The following is an 18,964-nucleotide window of genomic DNA, read 5'->3' on the forward strand; positions in this document are numbered from 1 at the left end:
GGCCTATGCCTTCGTGTTGGCGCGCGACAGATCGCGGTGGGAGATGCTCACGTGATACTGGGCGCCTTCCAGGTAACGGGCCGTGGCCTCGGCAATGGCGACGCTACGGTGCTGTCCGCCCGTGCAGCCGATGGCGATAGAAAGCTGCGGTTTACCCTCCGCGATATAGCCCGGCATCACCGTATCGAGTAGCCGTGTCCAAGCCTTCCAAAACTCCTGCGTCTTGGGATGGTCCAGAACAAAATCCGAGACCTTTTTATCGAGACCGGTCATCGTGCGCATCTCGGGATCGTAGAACGGATTGGGCAGGAAGCGGACGTCGATCATAATGTCCGCCTCGACGGGCATGCCGTGCTTAAAGCCAAACGAGAACACATGGACGTCCATGAGCTGTTGGTCGGACAGTTCGGAAAATGCCATACGTAGCTTGTTGCGCAGCGCAGAGGTGCGCAGACGGCTCGTGTCGATAATCATATCGGCTCGATCGCGCACGCCCTGCAGCTGAAGGCGCTCGCGCTGAATGGCATCGGCCGTAGTCTCCCCCGGTTTGGCAATGGGATGACGGCGGCGGTTTTCGCTATAACGACGGATCAGCACCTCGTCAGAAGCCTCTAGGAACACGATGTCGCAGCTCATCTCGCGTTCTTCGAGCGCGGCGACCGCATCGAGCAACTCGTCAAACAGTCCCTGGCTACGCAAATCGCAGGTGACGGCGAGATGCCTGCCCACGCCCGTATTGATGCCGACGAGCTCGGCAAGCTGGGCGATCAGACGCGGAGGCAGGTTATCGATGCAAAAATAGCCCATGTCCTCGAACACGTGCATGGCCTGCGTGCGGCCCGATCCGGACATTCCGGTGATGATGACGATATCGGGGATGCGCTCCGAGCGCTCCGCCGCATCCATGGCATCTCCCTTTTGCATGTGTTGCCTCCCGAAAACAAGCGCGGGACCCAGCAACCCGGATCCCGCGCGGTCAATTGCCTATATTGAGTATACCGCCCCGAGCGGATACGAGGCCTGTCTTACGCCTCAAGCGCAGCCTTGAACCAACTCGTAATACTCGTGGGATGCGTGATGGCAGTGCCGACGACAACGGCCCAAGCGCCAGCATCGATCGCGGCGCGAGCCTCCTCGGGCGTGTGCACACGGCCCTCGCAGATGATGGGAAGACCGGGGAATTCCTCGGTCGCCTGACGCAGAAGCGGAAGATCGGGGCCATCGGCCATGGTGCAGTCGATGGCGGCGACACCATGAGAAAGCGTGGTGGATACAAGGTCGAAGCCCATATCAACCGCACGGCGAATGTCCTCGATGGTGGCACAATCCGCCATCAGGAGCACACCCTCCTCGTGCAGCGGACGGAAGGTGTCCTCGACGGTCTTGCCATCGGGACGCGGACGATCGGTGGCATCGATCGCCACGATATCGGCACCCGCGGCAACGCAGGCGCGAGCGTGACGCAGCGTCGGCGTGATGTAAACGCCCTCGTGCCCATCCTTCCACAGGCCGATAACAGGAACCTCACAGCGACCCTTAATGGCGGCAATGTCGGCAAGGCCCTGACAGCGAATGGCGGCGGCGCCGCCAAGCTCGCAAGCGCGAGACATTTGAGCCATGGTCTCGGGCGTACGAAGCGGCTCGCCCATATACGCCTGAACGCTCACGACGAGCTTGCCCTTCAGGGATTGAATCAAAGGATCGACGGTCATAAGGCTGCAACCTTTCTCAGAACAGCCTCCCGAGGCGTGTTGTCTCGGGAGGCTCCTACAGCAGATACGTTTACTTCAACGAGGCAAGAAGATGCTCAGCGGCACCGATGAGCGGAGCATCGCCCTCCAGAGAACCGATGAGGATCGGCGTGTCCTGAAGCGGATCGAGCGCCTGGCTGGCATAGCCCTCGTGCACCGAATCCTTCCACGTCTGCGAACGCCAATCGGGACCTTGGTGAATCACGCCGCCCGAAAGCACGATGACCTCAGGGTCCAGGATGTTAGCGAGCGAGCCCAAGCTGGCACCCAACGCAAAGCCGGCATCATGGATGACCTCGGTCGCCTTTGCGTCGCCTGCACGGCACAGGTCGTTCACATCGCGACCGACCGAAGGACGGCTGGGGTCGACACGGCCAAAGCGCTCATCGTACATACGACCAATGGAAGTGCCCGAAGCAACCGACTCCAGATGGCCGGAACGCCCGCAGGCGCAGGGAATGCCGGCGGCAGCCGAGCACTCGATGTGGCCCATATGGCCAGCAGCACCATGGAAGCCCTGCATCACGCGGCCGTTCTCGACATATGCGCCGCCGATGCCCGTACCGATGCCAAGACACAAGACGGAGAACTTGCCCTTGCCGACGCCCCAGTGGGCCTCGCCCAGAGCATGAGCTTGCACGTCGCCTACAACGGCAACGGGAAGACCGAGATCCTCGCGCAGACGCGGCCCCAACTGAACGCCGGACCAGCCGGGCATGATCTCATTGGCATACGCGATGGCGCCCGTCTTGGGATCGACGACGCCGGCGGCACCGATACCGACGCCAAGGACCTCGACATCGGGATTCGCCTCGAGAGCAGCCTTGATGGACGCCTCGATACGCTGGAAGACGGCCTCGCCGCCCTCTTGGGCCTCGGTGGGAACCTCGGCCTCAAAAACGGGATGGGGCACACTACCGTCAGCCGGGTACTCCATGATGGCAGTCGCGATCTTAGTTCCGCCGATATCGACAGAACAGACGTACTTGTTCTCCATGTCGCTCTCCTTCGGAGATAAAAAACAACTATAGGAAATGCGCCGTCAGGCTAGCCGTCACAGCGCAGTAAAGGTTTTCCTGGTGCCCAAGATCGCCGAGAAACCGTGTGGCCATTGACCTAATAGTCATGGCCACACGGTTGAACGGCGAGGTCGGGTGCCTGGGAAAGCTTTACAGGAGGCCGTTGTCCTGGAGGACCTTCCTAATAGCCTCGACGTTCTCGCCGGTCATGGCCTTCACCGGGCGCGGCATGGTCGGGCTGTCGAAGATACCCATGAGGTTCATAGCGGTCTTGAAGGCGCCGACGCCACCGGCATAGCCCTGGACGCCCGAGGTGACATCCCAGATGTGCGAAATCTCATTGAGGCGATCCTGCTCGGCCTTGACGGTAGCCCAGTCACCAGCCTGAGCGGCCTTCCACTGACGAACGTAGCCCTCGGGCTCAACGTTGGCGAGACCCGGGACAGAGCCGTCGGCGCCACCGAGGTAAGCGCCGTCGACAACAACCTCGTGGCCGGTGAGGATGCTCATCGGATGGCCGTTCTTCTCGTTCTCCTGAACGAGGTAGCGGAACGAGATGTCATCACCCGAGGAATCCTTGACGCCAGCAAGGACGCCCTCGGCGCCGAGCTTGGCAAGGAGCTTCCAGGGGAGCTTGGTGTGAACGCAGACGGGGATATCATAGGCAAAGATGGGCAGGTCGAGCTCCTCGTGCAGGATGCGGAAGTGCTCCTCGACCTCGGTCATGCCCTGCAGGGCATAGAACGGGCAGGTGGCGACGAGGGCATCGGCGCCCAGCTCCTGAGCGACCTTGCCGTGCTCAATCATGCGCTCGGTCTCGGTATCGATGATGCCGACCAGAACAGGCACGCGGTGGTCGACGATGCGGACGGCCTCGGCGATGATCTGGCGACGACGCTCGTCGGTGGAGAAAACGACCTCACCCGAAGAGCCCAAGAAGAACAGGCCATCGACGCCGGCATCGATCATGCGGTTGATGCTGCGCTCAAAGGAGGCAACATCGAGCTGGTGATCTTCGGTATCGGGAACAACAACGGGAGGGATAACGCCGGTGAATTTCTGAGTTGCCACAAGAATCTCCTTAGTTGTCTGGCGGGCGGCCCTATGCCACCCACTCTTGTTGGCAGTGTCCAGGCCGTCTAGGCCAAAGAACACGAGTGGAACGTTTGGTTAAAAAAGTCTACGACTTCGTTTTCGAACGCATTGATGCGCTCGTGAGCGTATTTTGCATAGATGATATGCCTCCGGTCACACTCAAGACCGTTGAATACGGCAAACTGATCCTTGGAATCGCTCACGGTATCCATAAGCGATGTGCCCATGAGCACCGATCCGCGCACCCGAGACGACAGCACCTCGAGGCCGCCAGGAAGCGGATTGGCAACCGCCGTGCGGGCGAGGCCCCGCTCGTCCAGAGCAGAAACCGCCAGCGCGACTCCGCCGCCAAGACCCTCGCCCCATGCAAAGATGCGGTCGGGGTCCATGCCATCAAGATTGCGCGCGACCTCCGCCAACGCGCAGCCCCAACGGACGCGCCTGACAAAAGCAGGCGAGGTAATCCCCTGCCGCAGATCGCTGGGTCCAATCGCCTCATCGTCCAGCGCAAGCACGGCATATCCCATGGCCGCAAACCTCGTCATGTGATGCCATCCCCGCACGGGTCGGTCGATGTCGTGAAACATCAGACATAGCGGCACAAGCTCGGATGCTCGGGCGCGACCGGCAGGCTCGATCAAACGTGCGTGGACCACATCGCCACCAAGCTCAAAGGAAACCTCGGAGTAGCGGGCATACGGATTGGCGAAATCGATCGCCGTAATGGCCAGGCCTTGAATCTCAAGATTCATAGCACATGTCTCCAAATCAGAAACATCTGCCTGAACATCACCGTGCCAGTCCCGATATTCAGAGAGCCTTGACGAAACCGTCCCGGGAATCCCCACAAGGTCGGGGACAATCAGCTCGCCGACATTGCTCTCGCACTTAGACATGAGCCTCCCCTCCCTTGCAGAAAAACGGAATGATCAGATCGTCAAAATCCTGAATCTCCTCGTGGCCAAAGCCTTCAAAGAACTCATGACGCTTTTCACAGGTCAGGTTGTTATAGACCGCAAACTGCGTCGCTGGCGGACAGACGGTATCGGCTGTGCCGGTGCCAAACAGCACGGGGCATTTGACCATAGGGGCAAAGTTCTTGGAATCGAAGTACGCCAGCTTGGCATAGGCTTCGTCGATACGAGTCGAGTCCTCGTCAAACCAGCGAGACCAATAGCGCAGGCCCTCGTAGGCAATGTCGTCGGCATCCAAGTCCCAGACCAGGCGGAAATCCGACAGGAAGGGATAGAGGATGGCGGCGCGATTGATAAGCTCGCTGTTAAGTGCACAGGTCGCAATGCCCAAACCGCCGCCCTGCGACGCGCCGTTCACAAACACACGGGCAAGATTGATGCCCTCGAGCTCGCGAACGATGCGACACAGGATGCGAATATCTTGGTGCAAGCGGACATAGTAGAGGTTGGCCGGGTCGCCGTCGATACCGGCGACGATATGGCCCGCGACCGTTGTGCCCTCAAATCCACCAATGTCCTCGGAGGGACCTCCTTGACCGGGGCAGTCGAGGGCGATGAGTGCCATGCCCATGCCCGCAAACGACGCCTGCTCAAACCAGCTGCGGCTTGCACCCGGATATCCATGGAACTGAAGTACCAATGGCACGGGCTCGTCCGAGACGGGTTTAAGGTACTTGGCATGCAGGCGAGCGCCACACATGCCGGTATACCAGAGGTCGAAAAGCTGGCAGGTCACGGCATCTGTGACCGATGCCGTCTCGATCGCATAGTCAAGCCCGACCGCGTCGGCCTCGGCCATGCGATCCTTCCAAAAGAGATCGAAATCTGATGGACGGGGCATGGCGCCTCGATACCCACCAAATTGATGTTGTAGCTCCTGAGCACTTGGCATGGCTCGTGAACCCAACCTTTCGAAATCGCAACGGAGGTGCGCCCGGCAAGGGAACCGGGCGCACGGGAGGGAAAGCGAGGCTACTCGCCGAGCTTGGGATGCAGCAGCGACGGCGCAGCGCCGAGCAGCATCTTGGTGTAGGGGTCCTGGGGGTGCTGGAAGACCTGCTTGGCCTCGCCCTGCTCGACGATCTTGCCGCCATTCATAACGATGATGTCGTCAGAGATATAGCGGACCGTCTGGATGTCATGGCTGATGAACACCATGGCCAGGCCGAGCTCCTTCTTAAGGTCGGTCAGCAGGTTCAGAATCTGCGCGCGGACCGAAACGTCCAGAGCCGAGGTTGGCTCGTCGGCGATGATGGCATCGGGGTTCAGCGACAGGGCACGGGCAATTGCGACGCGCTGGCGCTGGCCGCCCGAAAGCTGGCCGGGAAGAACCTCGGCGGCGGAGCTGGGCAGACCGGTGAGCTCCAAGAGCTCCTTGACGCGCTTCTCCTGCTCGGCCTCGGTACCCAGGTTGTGGACGCGCATGGGGTCGAGCAGTTGCTCGCGAACGACCATGCGGGGGTTGAGTGCCGTGGCCGGGTTCTGGAACACGACCGAGATGACGCGACCCATGTGGCGACGGTCCTCGGCGGTACGTTTGGTAACGTCCTTGCCCTTAAAGTAGACCTTGCCGCTCGTGGGGGCCTGCAGGCCGCACATGACGTTGGCGGTGGTGGACTTACCGCAACCGGACTCGCCGACGATGCCGATCGTCTGACCGGGCATGAGCCTAATCGTTACACCCTGGACGGCGTGAACCAGGTTAGGGTGCAGAATCGAGCCGGTACGGGTCCTAAAGGTGACGTGGACGTCATCAAGGAAGATGATCGGCTCGACGCCGTTGACTGCGGTCTCGCTCATCTACATCACCTCCGCGTGAGGGGTCAAACCATTTGCCTTGAGCACCTCGTCGGGGAGCTCGGAATAGAAATGCTCGGTGCCGGGCACGCGCTTGAAGACCGGACGGGTGTCCAGGCCAATACGCGGATGGCTCGAGCGGGGCGCGAAGCGATCGCCCTTGGGGAAATCGCGCGGGCTCGGAACGGCGCCGGGCACCTGGTGCAGGCGGCCCGAACCGCTCTCGATGGACAGGACGGAACCCAGAAGACCGCGGGTGTACTCGTGGATCGGGTTGGTGAGCAGCTCCTTGGTGGGCGCCTGCTCGATAACCTGACCGGCGTACATCACCGTGATGTTATGGGCGACCTCGGCGACCAGCGCCAGGTCATGCGAGACGAAGATCATGGCAAAGCCGAGCTTGGCCTGAAGGTCGTTGAGCAGCTTGATGACCTGCTTCTGGACGGTAACGTCCAGGGCGGTCGTGGGCTCGTCGCAGATGACCAGCTTGGGGTCGCGGGTAAGGGCCATAGCAATCAGAACGCGCTGACGCTGACCACCGGAAAGCTCGTGCGGATAGCTCTCGAGCGTACGCTTGGGGTCGAGGCCCACGAGCTCCAGGAGCTCCTCGGCGCTACGGGTGCCGCCACGCTTGGTGAGCTGCTTCATCTGGGCAGAGATGAGCATGGAGGGATTGAGCGAGGACAGGGCGTCCTGATAGACCATAGCGATATCGGTACCGCGCAGGCCGAACCACTCCTTCTTACTCATCTTGAGCAGGTCGCGGCCCTCCCAGAGGACCTCGCCGGAAAGGTGCTCATCGTCGTCGGTCAGGCCCATGATGGCCAGCGTGGTGATGGACTTACCGCAACCGGACTCGCCCACCAGGCCCATGGTCTGACCAGGACGGACGTCAAAGTTGACATGGTCGACGACGTTGATATCACCGTGATGCTCAAACTGAATGCAGAAGTCACGGACCGAGAGAATCGGTTCGACAGACTCGTCGGGCACATGGCGATCGTCACGCTTGAGCTCGACATCGCGCAGGGCGCCAAGGCGAGCGGAGAGGGACTGGGCCTGCTCCTTGTAGGCGCGAACGGGGTCGGAGACCAGCAGGTCGGCCTCGCGGCGCTTGGAGGAATCGGTCGGATCCAGGGCGGCGGAGGGAGCAGCGGCCATGGCGTCGGTAATGCCCTCGGAGAGGATGTTGAGCGCCAGGCAGGTGATCATGATGGCCAGGCCCGGGAACAACGCCTGCCACCAACGGCCGGCGAGCACGCCGCCGCGGGCGTCGGCGAGGATGTTGCCCCAGGTAGCGGTGGGCTCCTGGATACCAGCGCCGATGAAGGTCAGCGAAGCCTCGAAGATGATGGCGTCGGCGACTAGGGTAACGGTGAAGACCATGATCGGGGCGATGCAGTTACGCAGAACATGCTTGATTAAAATCCACGGAGCCTTGGCGCCGGAAACGATGACCGCGCGGACATAGTCCTCGCCGTACTCGGACACGATGTTGGCGCGCACGATACGGGCAATCTGCGGAGTGTACATAAAGCCGATGGCGAAGATGATCGACGGCACGGAGTTGCCCAGGATGGAGACGAAGACGGCCGCGAGGGCGATGCCCGGGATGGACATGATGATGTCCAAGATACGCATGATCGTCTCGGAGACGGCCTTGCGCGAAACCGCTGCAAGGGCGCCCACGACCGAGCCGCAGACCAGAGCCATGGCAGTGGCGCCAAAGCCGATAATCAGCGAGTAACGACCACCGTAGAGCATACGCGACAGAATATCGCGACCCTTATCGTCGGTACCGAAGATAAATCCGTTGCCGGGAGCCTGGCGAGCCGTAAAGATCTCGACCGGGCTATAGGGGGCAAGAAGGGGCGCCAGAATCGCAGTCAGGGCGACCAGCACCAGCACGGCGGCGGCAATCTTAGAAGACAGCGTCATCTTCTTCCAGCCACCGAGCTTGAGCCCCTTGGAGGCAGCCTTCTCGAGCTGCTCGGTTTGCTTCTCTCGAATCTTTACCATAATCTACACCGTCCTGATGCGCGGGTTGATGAGCAGGTAGAGCATGTCAACCACGATGTTGATGATGATGAAGGCAAGAGCAACGACGATGACGACGCCCTGAACCAGGTTCGCCTCGTTGCCCTGAACGCCCTGCAGAATCGCGGTGCCCATGCCGGGGAGGTTGAAGATAACCTCGATGACGACGGCGCCGCCCATGAGGTAACCGATCTTAAGACCGAGGGTGGTGACCGGGGTGATCAGCGCATTGCGAAGAACGTTGATACCGACGACGACCTTCTCGGGAACGCCGGCGCCGCGAGCCATACGGACATAGTCCTTGTCGAGCTCCTCGACCATGGCGGTACGCACGATACGAGTCATCTGGCCCGTCAGCGGAAATGCCAAGGCGATGGCGGGCATAATCATGCGGCCCAGATAACCAGCCGGATTCGTGGTGAAGTGAGGCAGAGCACCCGATGCCGGGAGCACCTTAAGGTAGGAAGAGAACAGCAGGATCAACAGAACGGCAAGCCAGAACGACGGGGTTGCCAAGCCGGCGATGGAAAAGACGCGGATCACTTGGTCCGGCCATTTGTCGCGATACAGTGCCGCGATGACGCCGAGCAAAAACGAAACGACCGCACCGATGGCAAGGCCGATGAAGGTCAGCTGCATCGTGACGGGCAGGGCCGTGGAGATGCGCTTGGCAACGGAGTTGCGAGCAGCACCATAGGTGCCCATGTCGCCATGGATCAAATCGCCCATATAGCGCACGTAGCGCACGGGCCAGGGGTCGTCCAGACCATACTTCTCATGGTACTCGGCAACCGCCTCGGGCGAGGCACCGTCACCCAACGCCGTGTAGGCGGGGTCGGTCTTGGAGAACGACATAAGGAAGAACACCAGGACGGTGACGCCCAATGCCATGATCGGCAGCGCCACAAGACGCCTTCCAATCAAACGTAGCAAGTTGTTCACGTTCTCTCCCCTTTCTTTTGTCGGTAGGACCAACTGGTATATGAGTACGGATACTCATTACAAGACCCGAGCGACATCGAGGTCGCCCGGGTCTTTGTTTCAACTATGAGGATACGGTCCCAACGACCGACATCCTGCATACAGACTCAAGCGAGTCTTACGCCTTGACGGTCGCAACGCCCCTGAAGGACATGCTCGTCGTGCCGATGCCCTTGAAGCCATCGAGGGCCTCGCCGTTGGGCGCAGTGGACGGATCGTCCCAGGAAGCGGAGACGGTCTTGACGTGGACAACGGGGTACAGAACGGCGTTGTCGGCAATGATGTCAAAGCACTCGTTCCACTTCTTCTGCTGCTCGTCGCCCTCGGCGGCAAGAGCCTCGTCCATGAGACTGTGGAGCTTCTGCCACTCAGCGGACTCCTTCCACGGGCAACGGGTCTGCATCCAGACGTTGTCGCCGTACCACCAGTTGAGCAGCAGGTCGGGGTCGGCGCCGAAGCAGGAAGGATCGCCAGGGGCAAGGAGGATATCGTAGGCCTCGCCGCCGTCGATGGCAGCGTAGGTGGCCGGCGAGGTATCGGTCTGGATGGTCACATCGAAGCCGAGAGCGTCGAGGTCGTTCTTGACCTGGGCGGCCATGCCCTTAATCTGCTCGTTGTCGGTGGTGCGCAGGGTGATGGCACCCGGGGTGATGCCAGACTCCTCGATGAGCTTCTTAGCCTTCTTGGCGTCGGTCTTGTACACCGTGGAAGCCTCATGATAGTTGGTGAAGCTCTTGGGCAGGTAGCAGCTGGCAGCGGTGGCAAGGCCGGCGAAGGTGTTGCTGACCATCTTCTCGGTGTCGAGCGCATACATGACAGCCTGACGGACCTTGACGTTGTTCCAAGGCTCCTTGGCGACGTTGAACATGATGAAGCGGGTGCCGAAACCCTGAACGTTATCGATCTTGCAGCCGGCGCTCTCGAGCTGGTCGACGGCGTCAGCGGTAACGAGCTCCATAACGAGCGTGGAGCCCTCCTGCTGAGCGGTAACGCGAGCGGTGGGGTCGGTCAGGATGCTGTACTGGATCTTCTTATCCTCAGCAGCATACTCACCGTTGTACTCGGGGTTGGGAACCAGGGTGATCTCGGTATCGGAGATAGAGTCGTACATCCAGGGGCCGGAGCCGATCGGCTGCTTGGCGCGATCCTCCTCGGTCTGGGTGGCCGGGGTAACGCGGACGATGGCCAGACGATCCTTGAGCAGGGAGAAGTTGGGGACCTTGGTCTTGACCGTCACGGTGCTGGCGTCCTTGGCCTCGATGGACTCGAAGGGCTGGAAGAACGGAGCATAGGTAGCGGAAGCGGCGCAAGCGGTGTAGGAGGCAACGACATCGTCAGCGGTGACCTCGGTGCCATCGGAGAACTTGGCGCCCTTGCGGATGGTGACCTCGAAAGTGGTGTCGTCCACAGACTTGGGATCGTCGGTGGCGAGCTCGTTGAAGGTGCTGTAGTCGTGGTAATCGATGCCGTAGAGGCCCTCGACGACGTGCCAGTTAGCACCCAGGCCCACAGCGGAGCCGGTGCTGGCGGGATCGAAGCTGGACGGAGCGTAAGCGGAACCAGCGGTGATCACGCCGCCGCCACGGTTGGCGGAATCGGTGGAACCGGAAGCGGAACCCTCGTCGCTAGAGCTGCCACCGCAGCCGGTGAGACCAAGCCCTGCGACAGCAGCGACGCTGCCGGTGAGGCCGAGGAACGAACGCCTGGACATACCCTTGTTGATGATGGCCATGTCTTCTCCTATCAATAGAGAATCTTACCCGGGAGCACCTAGACGCGCCCCCGCGCAACTTGCGGACGATATATACCTTACCTACCGACGAGCCCAACTGAGGTGCCGCGCTCGGCGACCGATACATACATACGCTTGAACGGTATTTACTACCGTTCACCGAATTCATTGACAAACGATTCGCCAGACAGTATGTATCGACGAGGTGAGATATCAGTCTTCGTCAACCCGCAGAATAGCAGGGTTGTTCACCAGGGCTAGTCAAACGTTTTAGCGTTAATAAAACCCGAAATCGGCTGGTAATCGCCGTGAAATACATGATTGAAAATCACGCAATCATGTATATCAGTGGTTTAGAGGCGTGTTTAGTTTTCGGATTGCTTTGCCGCCGCCTCGGCGCGCTCGGCATTCCATGCAACGAGCGCCTCGTGAACCGCTTTGGCGACATCGGCAGGAATGCCTCGAACTTCCGCGATCTCTTGCTCGCTCGCCGCGCGCAAACGCTTCATCGAGCCAAAATGGCGCATAAGGGCACGTTTTCTGGTGGGTCCCACGCCTGGAACGTCATCGAGTACCGAAACCGTCATGGCTTTATCGCGCAATTCGCGATGGAACGTGATGGCAAAACGGTGCGATTCATCGCGCACCTGTTTAATTAGATAGAGCGACGCGGACCCGGTCGGCAGCACGACGGGAGTCTCGTCCCAAGGCACAAAAACTTCCTCATCGGCCTTCGCCAAGCCACAAACTGGTATATCGAGCCCAAGAGCCTCAAGTTGCTTGATCGCAGCGGTCAATTGCGGCTTACCGCCATCGACAACGAGCAAATCGGGGCGCGAGCCAAAGCGCTCGTCGGCCATGCGCTCGGGAGCATAGCGTCGTCCCAAAACCTCGGACATCGACACGAAGTCGTTTGCCTCGTCCAATTCGGCCTGGATTTTAAAACGACGATACTGGCTCTTGTCGGCGCGCCCGTTGGTAAACACCACCATCGAGGCGACCGTAAAGGTGCCATGCAGCGTCGAGATATCGAAGCACTCGATACGCAACGGCGGCGATGGCAGCGCCAACGCACTTTCGAGCTCCAGGAGCGCTTGATTGGTGCGGTCGTCAGCGTACCCCGTTCGCATCATGTAGCGCATGAGGGCATGGCGCGCATTTTTGGATGCCATATCGAGCAGACGGTGCTTTTCGCCACGCTGCGGCCTATGGAGATGGCAGGAACGCTCACGCTTGCCCGCAAGCCACTCCCCCAGCGCCTCCGCATCCTCAAGCTCGACGGAAAGGTTGACCTCAGCTGGAATATCAGCCGTCTCGTCGTAATAGCGCTTAAGAAAGCCCGACTGGAGCTCTTCCTCGTCAACATCAAGACCCTTGTCGAGAATGAACTCGCAGGTGCGAACTGTTCGGCCCTCGCGAACGACGAAGACGCAAGCGGCGGAGATGGTCTCCTCGCGATAGAAACCGATGACATCGATATCGACACTGGAGGGAAAAACGACTTGCTGACGATCGTCCAGACCCCTGATGACCTCCAAACGACGTTTGACGCGGGCGGCGCGCTCAAAATCGAGCGCCTCGGCGGCCTCCGTCATCTCGGATGTCAGCTCGTCGACGACGTCCTTGCGATGGCCCGACAAAAAACGTTCGACACGCTTGACGTTCTTGGCATAGTCTGCCGGGGAAATCGCGCCGACACACGCACCCGGGCCGCGCCCGACATGATAGTCGAAGCAGGGGCGCCCGTTTTGCGCGCAAATCATATTGACGATGTCTTCCTCGCCCTTGTGGGACTCGACGATACGGCGACAACGACGCCACTCCGCACAGGATGCGGAGCAGATGGGGATAACCTTGCGCAGCGTATCTATCGTCTCACGTGCCGCGCGGCTATCGGTATAAGGTCCAAAATAGCGCGTTCCCGGCTTATGACGCTCACGCGTGTATTTGATAGCGGGATACAGGTCGCCCTTTGTAATGGCGATAAAGGGGTAGCTCTTGTCATCCTTGAGGTCGACGTTAAAGTACGGATGGTACTGACCAATCAAATTGCGCTCGAGCACCAACGCCTCGTGCTCGGTCTCCACCACGATATAGTCAAAACTCGCCACCAGCTGCATCATCAGCGGGATCTTCTGGCGCTCGTCCTGCAGCGTCACGTACTGACGCATACGGGCGCGCAGGTTTTTCGCCTTGCCCACGTAGATGACATCGCCCTTGGCGTCTTTCCAAAGGTAGCAGCCGGGCTGCGTGGGAACGCGCGAAACCTGCTCGGCAAGCGTTGGAATGTTGTCGTGACCGGTCACGCGCACCTACTTGCGACGAATCAGCGCCGAGACCTCGGGCATCTTAAGGACGACGGCAAGGCCAAAGGTAACAGCAAGCGAGACGACACCCGCAACGCAAACGTAGCCAAGAGTAATCAGAATCGAGCCGCCAAGTGCCCCGACAAAGTGCTCAAGCGCCCACATGACGCCGGCGCCTGCGGCAGCACCCAGGCCACCGAGCAAAAGGCCAAAGAAACCGCCATGCAGGATAGATTTAACCTGAAGACCACGCAGACGACGACGCAGCCACCACAGCGAGCAACCGACCAAGATCACGTAGTCGACGACATACGAAAGCGCGATTGCGGGCATACCGAAGCCCAGCACAACGCCAAACAGCAGAACCGAGCCGGCCTGGCCGATGGCGGAATACAGACAATAGCGGCTATAGGGCTTCATGTCGAGCAAGGCAGAGAAGCTCTTCTGCATCAGCACGACCACGCCGTAGAGCGGCAGGGAAAGTGCCAGGTAGATAAGGAACTCCGACACCAGCGCCACACCGGACTCATCGAACTTGCCAGCGCAGTAGATCATGTTGAGCGGACGCGCGAAGACAATCAAGTACAGCGCGAATGGAATCAGGAAGAACAGCATCTGGGCGACGCCACGCGAAATGCCCGTGCGGACGCTGTCGTAATCCTTCTCCTGTGCGTCGTGAGAGAGCTCGGTATAGAGCGCCGTCGAAAGCGAGGCGGCAATCAGCGCGTAGGGCAGCGTGTACCACAGGCGCGCATAGGCGATGACGGAAGGACCGGTCTCGGGCTGGACCACCAGCGCAGCAGCGTTGGTGATAGAAGTCGAGACAAACATGCACACCGTGGCGAGCAGCGTCGGGATACCGAGCGCAATCGTCTGGCGCAGTGCGGGGTCCTTAAAGTCGATATGGATATGGGGATGCACGCCGTGCTTGCCAAGCGCGGGGATCTGACATGCCATCTGAACAAAGACACCGAGGGTCGTACCGGCCGCAATCAAGATGATGCCGGCACGTTCGCCAAACTGTGCGGACACGGGCGCAAAGCCCATAAAGCTCGCAATGACGATCACATTGTTGAGGACCGGGGCAAACGTCGACCAGAAGTAGTCGCGGTGTGCGTTGAGGACGCCCGAAAACACCGAGCCCAAACCATAAAACAGAATCTGGATGGCAAAGAAACGGAACATGAACGCAGCGGTATCCATGCTGCCGCCGTCACCCGAAAGGAACGATTGCGTCCAGATAAAGCCCGGGGCGAACACGGTCCCCAGCAACGAAATGCCACCCAGCACCAATAGCAGAATACCGAGCAGGTTGCCCACGTACTCGTTAGAGGCCTCGCGACCCTGCTCACGCCTCACGCCCATGTACACGGGCAAAAACGCCGTCACGAGCATGCCGCCCATCACGAGTTCGTAGAGCATATTGGGCAGGTTGTTGGCGACCTGATAGGAAGACGAGAGCAGTGACATGCCGATAGCGGCCGCCATTGCCCACGTGCGGATAAAACCGGTGACGCGAGACACGATGGTCAGGATGGTCATAAGCCCGGCGGAACGACCAACCGTGGAGTAGTCCGACGAGCCCATGTCGTCAGTGTCATCTCGCGACGAAGAAGCTTCGGATGAGGGTGTCTGAGGCGCAGATTCTTCTGCAAAATGAGCTCCGCGCTTCAATTCTTCCTGCGGCATCGCTCAGTCCTCTCTCGTAATCGCGGCAACTGTCGCCCCGCAAAATGCAATTAAATCATCAGGTGCAAGCTCGAGCTGATAACCACGCTTGCCTCCCGAAATAAAAATGGTATCCCAAAGGACACATGTCTCATCAATGAGCGTCCTGTAGCGTTTTTTCATACCGACCGGACTGCAGCCGCCGCGAACGTAGCCAGTCGCCGCAAGCAAATCCTTCACATGCATCATGGCCAAGGACTTCTCCCCCGCGGCACGCGCGGCGGACTTTAGATCGAGCTCGTCGGCAACAGGGATGCAGCACACGACATGGTCGTTGGACGGCGTCACGCAGACCAAGGTCTTAAATCCTTGACCGGGCTCCTCGCCAAGCTGCTCCGAAATCGCGACCCCCAGGCCCGCCGACTCATCACCATCGTCTTCGTACGTATGTAGAACATAGGAAATGCCGGCGCTTTCCAGCTCGCGCATCGCATTGGTTTTTGGCGTCTTTACAGCCTTTGCCATGGCATATCCTTTCCCTCGCATTCGGACGCAAGGATTAAGTATATGTCCAATTCAGCTGCATACGTAACTTCGACACAGCAAGCGCCATCGAATCACAAGGAGTCGATGGCACCCATAAACTGAATCGCCTATTTATTGAGCATCAAGTTGAGCCTGACGCTCCCGGTCACGCCTGAGCAACGGCGCCAAAAACTTGCCCGTATAACTCTGCGAACAGTCCACAACCTGCTCCGGTGTGCCCGAAACCACGACGGTTCCGCCGCCGTTACCGCCCTCGGGACCCATATCGATCAGGCGGTCGGCAACCTTGATGACATCAAGGTTGTGTTCAATCACCAGCACCGTGTTGCCCGCATCGACCAAGCGCTGCAGCACATCGAGCAGCTGGCGGACGTCCTCAAAATGAAGGCCGGTCGTCGGCTCATCCAAAATATAGAACGTCTTGCCCGTCTGGCGTCGATGAAGCTCCTTGGCGAGCTTCACACGCTGCGCCTCGCCGCCCGAGAGCGTCGTGGCGGGCTGGCCCAGGCTCACGTAGCCCAAGCCTACATCGTACAGCGTCTGGAGCTTGCGCTTAATCTGCGGGATATTCCCAAAGAAGGCCAGTGCCTCGGTGACGCTCATGTCGAGCACGTCCGAGATGGTCTTACCACGGTAGGTGACCTCGAGCGTCTCGCGGTTATAGCGTTTGCCGCCGCAGACCTCACAGGGGACATAGATATCGGGAAGGAAGTGCATCTCGATCTTAATTTGTCCGTCGCCCTTGCATGCTTCGCAGCGACCGCCGCTCACGTTAAAGGAGAAACGTCCCGGCGAGTAGCCACGCGCCTTCGACTCCGGCGTACTCGCAAACAGTGCGCGAAGATCATCCCACAGGCCAATGTACGTAGCAGGGTTGGAACGCGGCGTGCGGCCAATCGGCGACTGGTCAATGTCGATCACCTTATCGATGCACTCGATACCCTCGAGCTTTTTGTACGGGCCCACAGGACGCGTCGAACGGTGAATGGCATTCGTAAGCGCAGGCGCAATGGTGTCGGTAACCAGGGAGCTCTTGCCCGATCCCGACACGCCGGTAACAACCGTAAGCGTACCAAACTCGATCTTGGCGGTAACGTTTTTGAGGTTGTTGGCGCGGGCGCCCGTGATCTTAAGGCAGCCGCGACCGGGCTTGCGGCGTTCATCGGGAACCCGAATCATTCGCTTGCCGGTCAGGTAGGCACCCGTCATCGAATCGGGGCACGCCATGATATCGGCAGGCGTTCCCGCGGCGACCACGTGTCCGCCGTTCACGCCCGCACCGGGGCCCATGTCGACCACATAGTCGGCAGCACGAATCGTATCCTCATCATGCTCGACGACGATGACGGTATTGCCGATATCGCGTAGGCGCTCAAGCGTCTTGATCAGGCGCTCGTTATCGCGCTGATGGAGGCCGATCGACGGCTCGTCCAAAATGTACAGCACACCCATGAGGCCGGCGCCGATCTGCGTTGCCAGGCGAATGCGCTGGGCCTCGCCTCCGGAAAGCGTCGCCGAGGCACGGTCGAGGGTCAGATAGTCGAGTCCGACATCGACCAGAAAGCGCAGGCGCTCCAGGATTTCCTTAACGATGCGCCCGCCGATAAATTGTTGGCGCTCGGTAAGCTCCAGGCCCTCAAAAAACTCGAGCGACTCGCGGCACGATAGGCAGCAGACCTCGTAAATGGACTTACCGCCTACGGTAACGGCGAGCATCTCGGGGCGCAGACGAGCACCATGGCAACTCGAGCACGGCTCCTCGCGGATGTACTTCTCCAAGCGCGCCTTGGTGTTCTCATTCGTCGTCTCGGTATAGCGCTCGTACAGGATATTGCGCACACCCGAGAACTTGGTGTCCCACTGGCTGCGGCGCCCATCGAGCTTTTGATAGTCGACCGAAATCTTCTGGTCGCCCAGGCCGTCTAAAAACGCGTGACGCACCCGCGGAGGCAGATCCTCCCACGGCGTATCGACGCTCACCTTAAAGTGTTTGCAGACCGCAGCGAAAATCTGCGGATAGTAGTTAGAGTTGCCAAACAGGCTGCCAAAGACCCCGTCGGCGATCGACTTCGAGGGGTCTTCGATTAGGGCCTCGGCATCGACCGTCTTCTTAAAGCCAAGGCCATCGCACTCTGGGCACGCGCCATAGGGCGCGTTGAACGAGAAATCACGCGGCTGCAGGTCATCAATGGAGTGTCCATGCTCCGGGCACGCCAGGGCCAACGAATACTCCAGCAGCTCGCCCTCGGTCCCCTCGGGAGCATCACGATCGGGCAGCATGTACACGTTTACATTGCCATGAGCCAGCGCAGTCGCCTGTTCAACGGACTCGGCAATACGGCCCAGCGAGTTCTCGCGAATCACGATGCGGTCGACCACGACCTCGATATCGTGCTTGAATTTCTTATCTAAATCGATAGGGTCATCAAGCGAGCGAACCTCGCCGTCGACACGCACGCGGCTAAAGCCCTCGGCGCGAAGGTCCTCAAACAGTTTGGTGTACTCGCCTTTTCGCCCGCGTACCACCGGTGCCAGCACAAACGCACGACGACCCTCTCCCGCCGCCAGGACCTTATCGGCGACCTGGTCGGTGGTTTGGCGCTCAATGACACGGCCGCATTCGGGACAGTGCGGGGTGCCCACACGGGCGAACAGCAGGCGCAGATAGTCATAAATCTCGGTTACGGTGCCAACCGTCGAGCGAGGGTTTTTAGACGTCGTCTTTTGGTCGATCGACACCGCCGGCGAAAGGCCGTCGATTGAATCCAAGTCGGGTTTGTCCATCTGGCCCAAGAACTGGCGCGCATAACTCGAAAGGCTCTCGACGTATCGACGCTGGCCCTCGGCATAGATAGTGTCAAATGCCAGCGAACTCTTGCCCGAGCCAGAAAGACCGGTAATGACCACGAGTTGGTCACGCGGAATGGAAACATCGATATCCCGGAGGTTATGCTCACGAGCGCCGCGAATAACGATAGAGGAATCAGACATGGAAGCTCCTTGCCTCCTATTGCATCGAATCATACTGCCGATGAGTTTAGCGCACTCGATGCGCACA

14 protein-coding genes are annotated in these 18,964 nt (G+C 59.7%); all 14 read right to left on the reverse strand.

Features of this window, described 5'->3' with window-relative positions:
- Positions 1–3: 3 nt before the first annotated feature.
- The 14 genes from rapZ to uvrA all read right to left on the reverse strand — a co-directional run bounded on the left by rapZ (position 4) and on the right by uvrA (position 18,897).
- Positions 4–924 carry an RNase adapter RapZ gene (rapZ, locus tag DXD39_RS09085; protein WP_117770487.1) on the reverse strand — a complete coding sequence of 307 codons (921 nt, stop codon included), beginning with the start codon at positions 922–924 and terminating at the stop codon, positions 4–6.
- A 101-nt stretch (positions 925–1,025) separates the two neighbouring features.
- Positions 1,026–1,712 (reverse strand): N-acetylmannosamine-6-phosphate 2-epimerase, encoded by a 687-nt coding sequence (locus DXD39_RS09090; protein WP_022094877.1) that lies wholly within the window; start codon positions 1,710–1,712, stop codon positions 1,026–1,028.
- Positions 1,713–1,782: 70 nt separating this feature from the next.
- Positions 1,783–2,748 (reverse strand): ROK family protein, encoded by a 966-nt coding sequence (locus DXD39_RS09095; protein ID WP_022094876.1) that lies wholly within the window; start codon positions 2,746–2,748, stop codon positions 1,783–1,785.
- Positions 2,749–2,920: 172 nt separating this feature from the next.
- Entirely contained in the window at positions 2,921–3,841 is a 921-nt protein-coding gene (locus tag DXD39_RS09100) for a dihydrodipicolinate synthase family protein (protein WP_089573615.1), read from the reverse strand.
- A 68-nt stretch (positions 3,842–3,909) separates the two neighbouring features.
- A complete protein-coding gene (locus DXD39_RS09105; RefSeq protein ID WP_117803876.1) occupies positions 3,910–4,761 on the reverse strand; it encodes an acetylxylan esterase in 852 nt (283 codons plus the stop codon).
- A complete protein-coding gene (locus tag DXD39_RS09110) occupies positions 4,754–5,731 on the reverse strand; it encodes an acetylxylan esterase (protein WP_117803877.1) in 978 nt (325 codons plus the stop codon). Before DXD39_RS09110 ends, DXD39_RS09105 begins: the two co-directional genes overlap by 8 nt.
- A gap of 80 nt (positions 5,732–5,811) precedes the next feature.
- Positions 5,812–6,639, reverse strand: a complete 828-nt coding sequence (locus tag DXD39_RS09115; RefSeq protein ID WP_089573612.1) for an ABC transporter ATP-binding protein — start codon at positions 6,637–6,639, stop codon at positions 5,812–5,814.
- Positions 6,640–8,655 (reverse strand): dipeptide/oligopeptide/nickel ABC transporter permease/ATP-binding protein, encoded by a 2,016-nt coding sequence (locus DXD39_RS09120; RefSeq protein ID WP_117803878.1) that lies wholly within the window; start codon positions 8,653–8,655, stop codon positions 6,640–6,642.
- 3 nt (positions 8,656–8,658) lie between these two features.
- On the reverse strand, positions 8,659–9,615 hold the full coding sequence (locus DXD39_RS09125) for an ABC transporter permease (protein ID WP_055251823.1): 957 nt from the start codon (positions 9,613–9,615) through the stop codon (positions 8,659–8,661).
- Between the two features lie 157 nt (positions 9,616–9,772).
- On the reverse strand, positions 9,773–11,386 hold the full coding sequence (locus tag DXD39_RS09130) for an ABC transporter substrate-binding protein (protein ID WP_117647497.1): 1,614 nt from the start codon (positions 11,384–11,386) through the stop codon (positions 9,773–9,775).
- A gap of 365 nt (positions 11,387–11,751) precedes the next feature.
- Complete coding sequence (gene uvrC / locus DXD39_RS09135; protein WP_117735898.1) at positions 11,752–13,692, reverse strand: excinuclease ABC subunit UvrC; 1,941 nt, start codon at positions 13,690–13,692, stop codon at positions 11,752–11,754.
- 6 nt (positions 13,693–13,698) lie between these two features.
- A complete protein-coding gene (gene murJ, locus DXD39_RS09140) occupies positions 13,699–15,279 on the reverse strand; it encodes a murein biosynthesis integral membrane protein MurJ (protein ID WP_117564878.1) in 1,581 nt (526 codons plus the stop codon).
- Between the two features lie 105 nt (positions 15,280–15,384).
- On the reverse strand, positions 15,385–15,885 hold the full coding sequence (gene ybaK, locus DXD39_RS09145) for a Cys-tRNA(Pro) deacylase (RefSeq protein ID WP_117746693.1): 501 nt from the start codon (positions 15,883–15,885) through the stop codon (positions 15,385–15,387).
- Between the two features lie 132 nt (positions 15,886–16,017).
- The gene (gene uvrA / locus DXD39_RS09150) at positions 16,018–18,897 is read right to left on the reverse strand and encodes an excinuclease ABC subunit UvrA (protein ID WP_117803879.1); all 2,880 of its coding nucleotides are present in this window, start codon (positions 18,895–18,897) and stop codon (positions 16,018–16,020) included.
- Positions 18,898–18,964: the final 67 nt, after the last annotated feature.

It is taken from the genome of Collinsella sp. TM04-29 (assembly GCF_003466565.1).
Classification (GTDB): Bacteria; Actinomycetota; Coriobacteriia; order Coriobacteriales; family Coriobacteriaceae; genus Collinsella.

Bases quoted from the DNA above. Each gene is read 5' to 3' on its own strand.
- DXD39_RS09115 (WP_089573612.1), bottom strand. From the start codon at position 6,639: ATGAGCGAGACCGCAGTCAACGGCGTCGAGCCGATCATCTTCCTTGAT.
- DXD39_RS09110 (WP_117803877.1), bottom strand. From the start codon at position 5,731: ATGCCAAGTGCTCAGGAGCTACAACATCAATTTGGTGGGTATCGAGGC.
- uvrA (WP_117803879.1), bottom strand. From the start codon at position 18,897: ATGTCTGATTCCTCTATCGTTATTCGCGGCGCTCGTGAGCATAACCTC.
- DXD39_RS09105 (WP_117803876.1), bottom strand. From the start codon at position 4,761: ATGTCTAAGTGCGAGAGCAATGTCGGCGAGCTGATTGTCCCCGACCTT.
- rapZ (WP_117770487.1), bottom strand. From the start codon at position 924: ATGCAAAAGGGAGATGCCATGGATGCGGCGGAGCGCTCGGAGCGCATC.
- murJ (WP_117564878.1), bottom strand. From the start codon at position 15,279: ATGGGCTCGTCGGACTACTCCACGGTTGGTCGTTCCGCCGGGCTTATG.
- DXD39_RS09120 (WP_117803878.1), bottom strand. From the start codon at position 8,655: ATGGTAAAGATTCGAGAGAAGCAAACCGAGCAGCTCGAGAAGGCTGCC.
- DXD39_RS09130 (WP_117647497.1), bottom strand. From the start codon at position 11,386: ATGGCCATCATCAACAAGGGTATGTCCAGGCGTTCGTTCCTCGGCCTC.
- DXD39_RS09090 (WP_022094877.1), bottom strand. From the start codon at position 1,712: ATGACCGTCGATCCTTTGATTCAATCCCTGAAGGGCAAGCTCGTCGTG.
- ybaK (WP_117746693.1), bottom strand. From the start codon at position 15,885: ATGGCAAAGGCTGTAAAGACGCCAAAAACCAATGCGATGCGCGAGCTG.
- DXD39_RS09095 (WP_022094876.1), bottom strand. From the start codon at position 2,748: ATGGAGAACAAGTACGTCTGTTCTGTCGATATCGGCGGAACTAAGATC.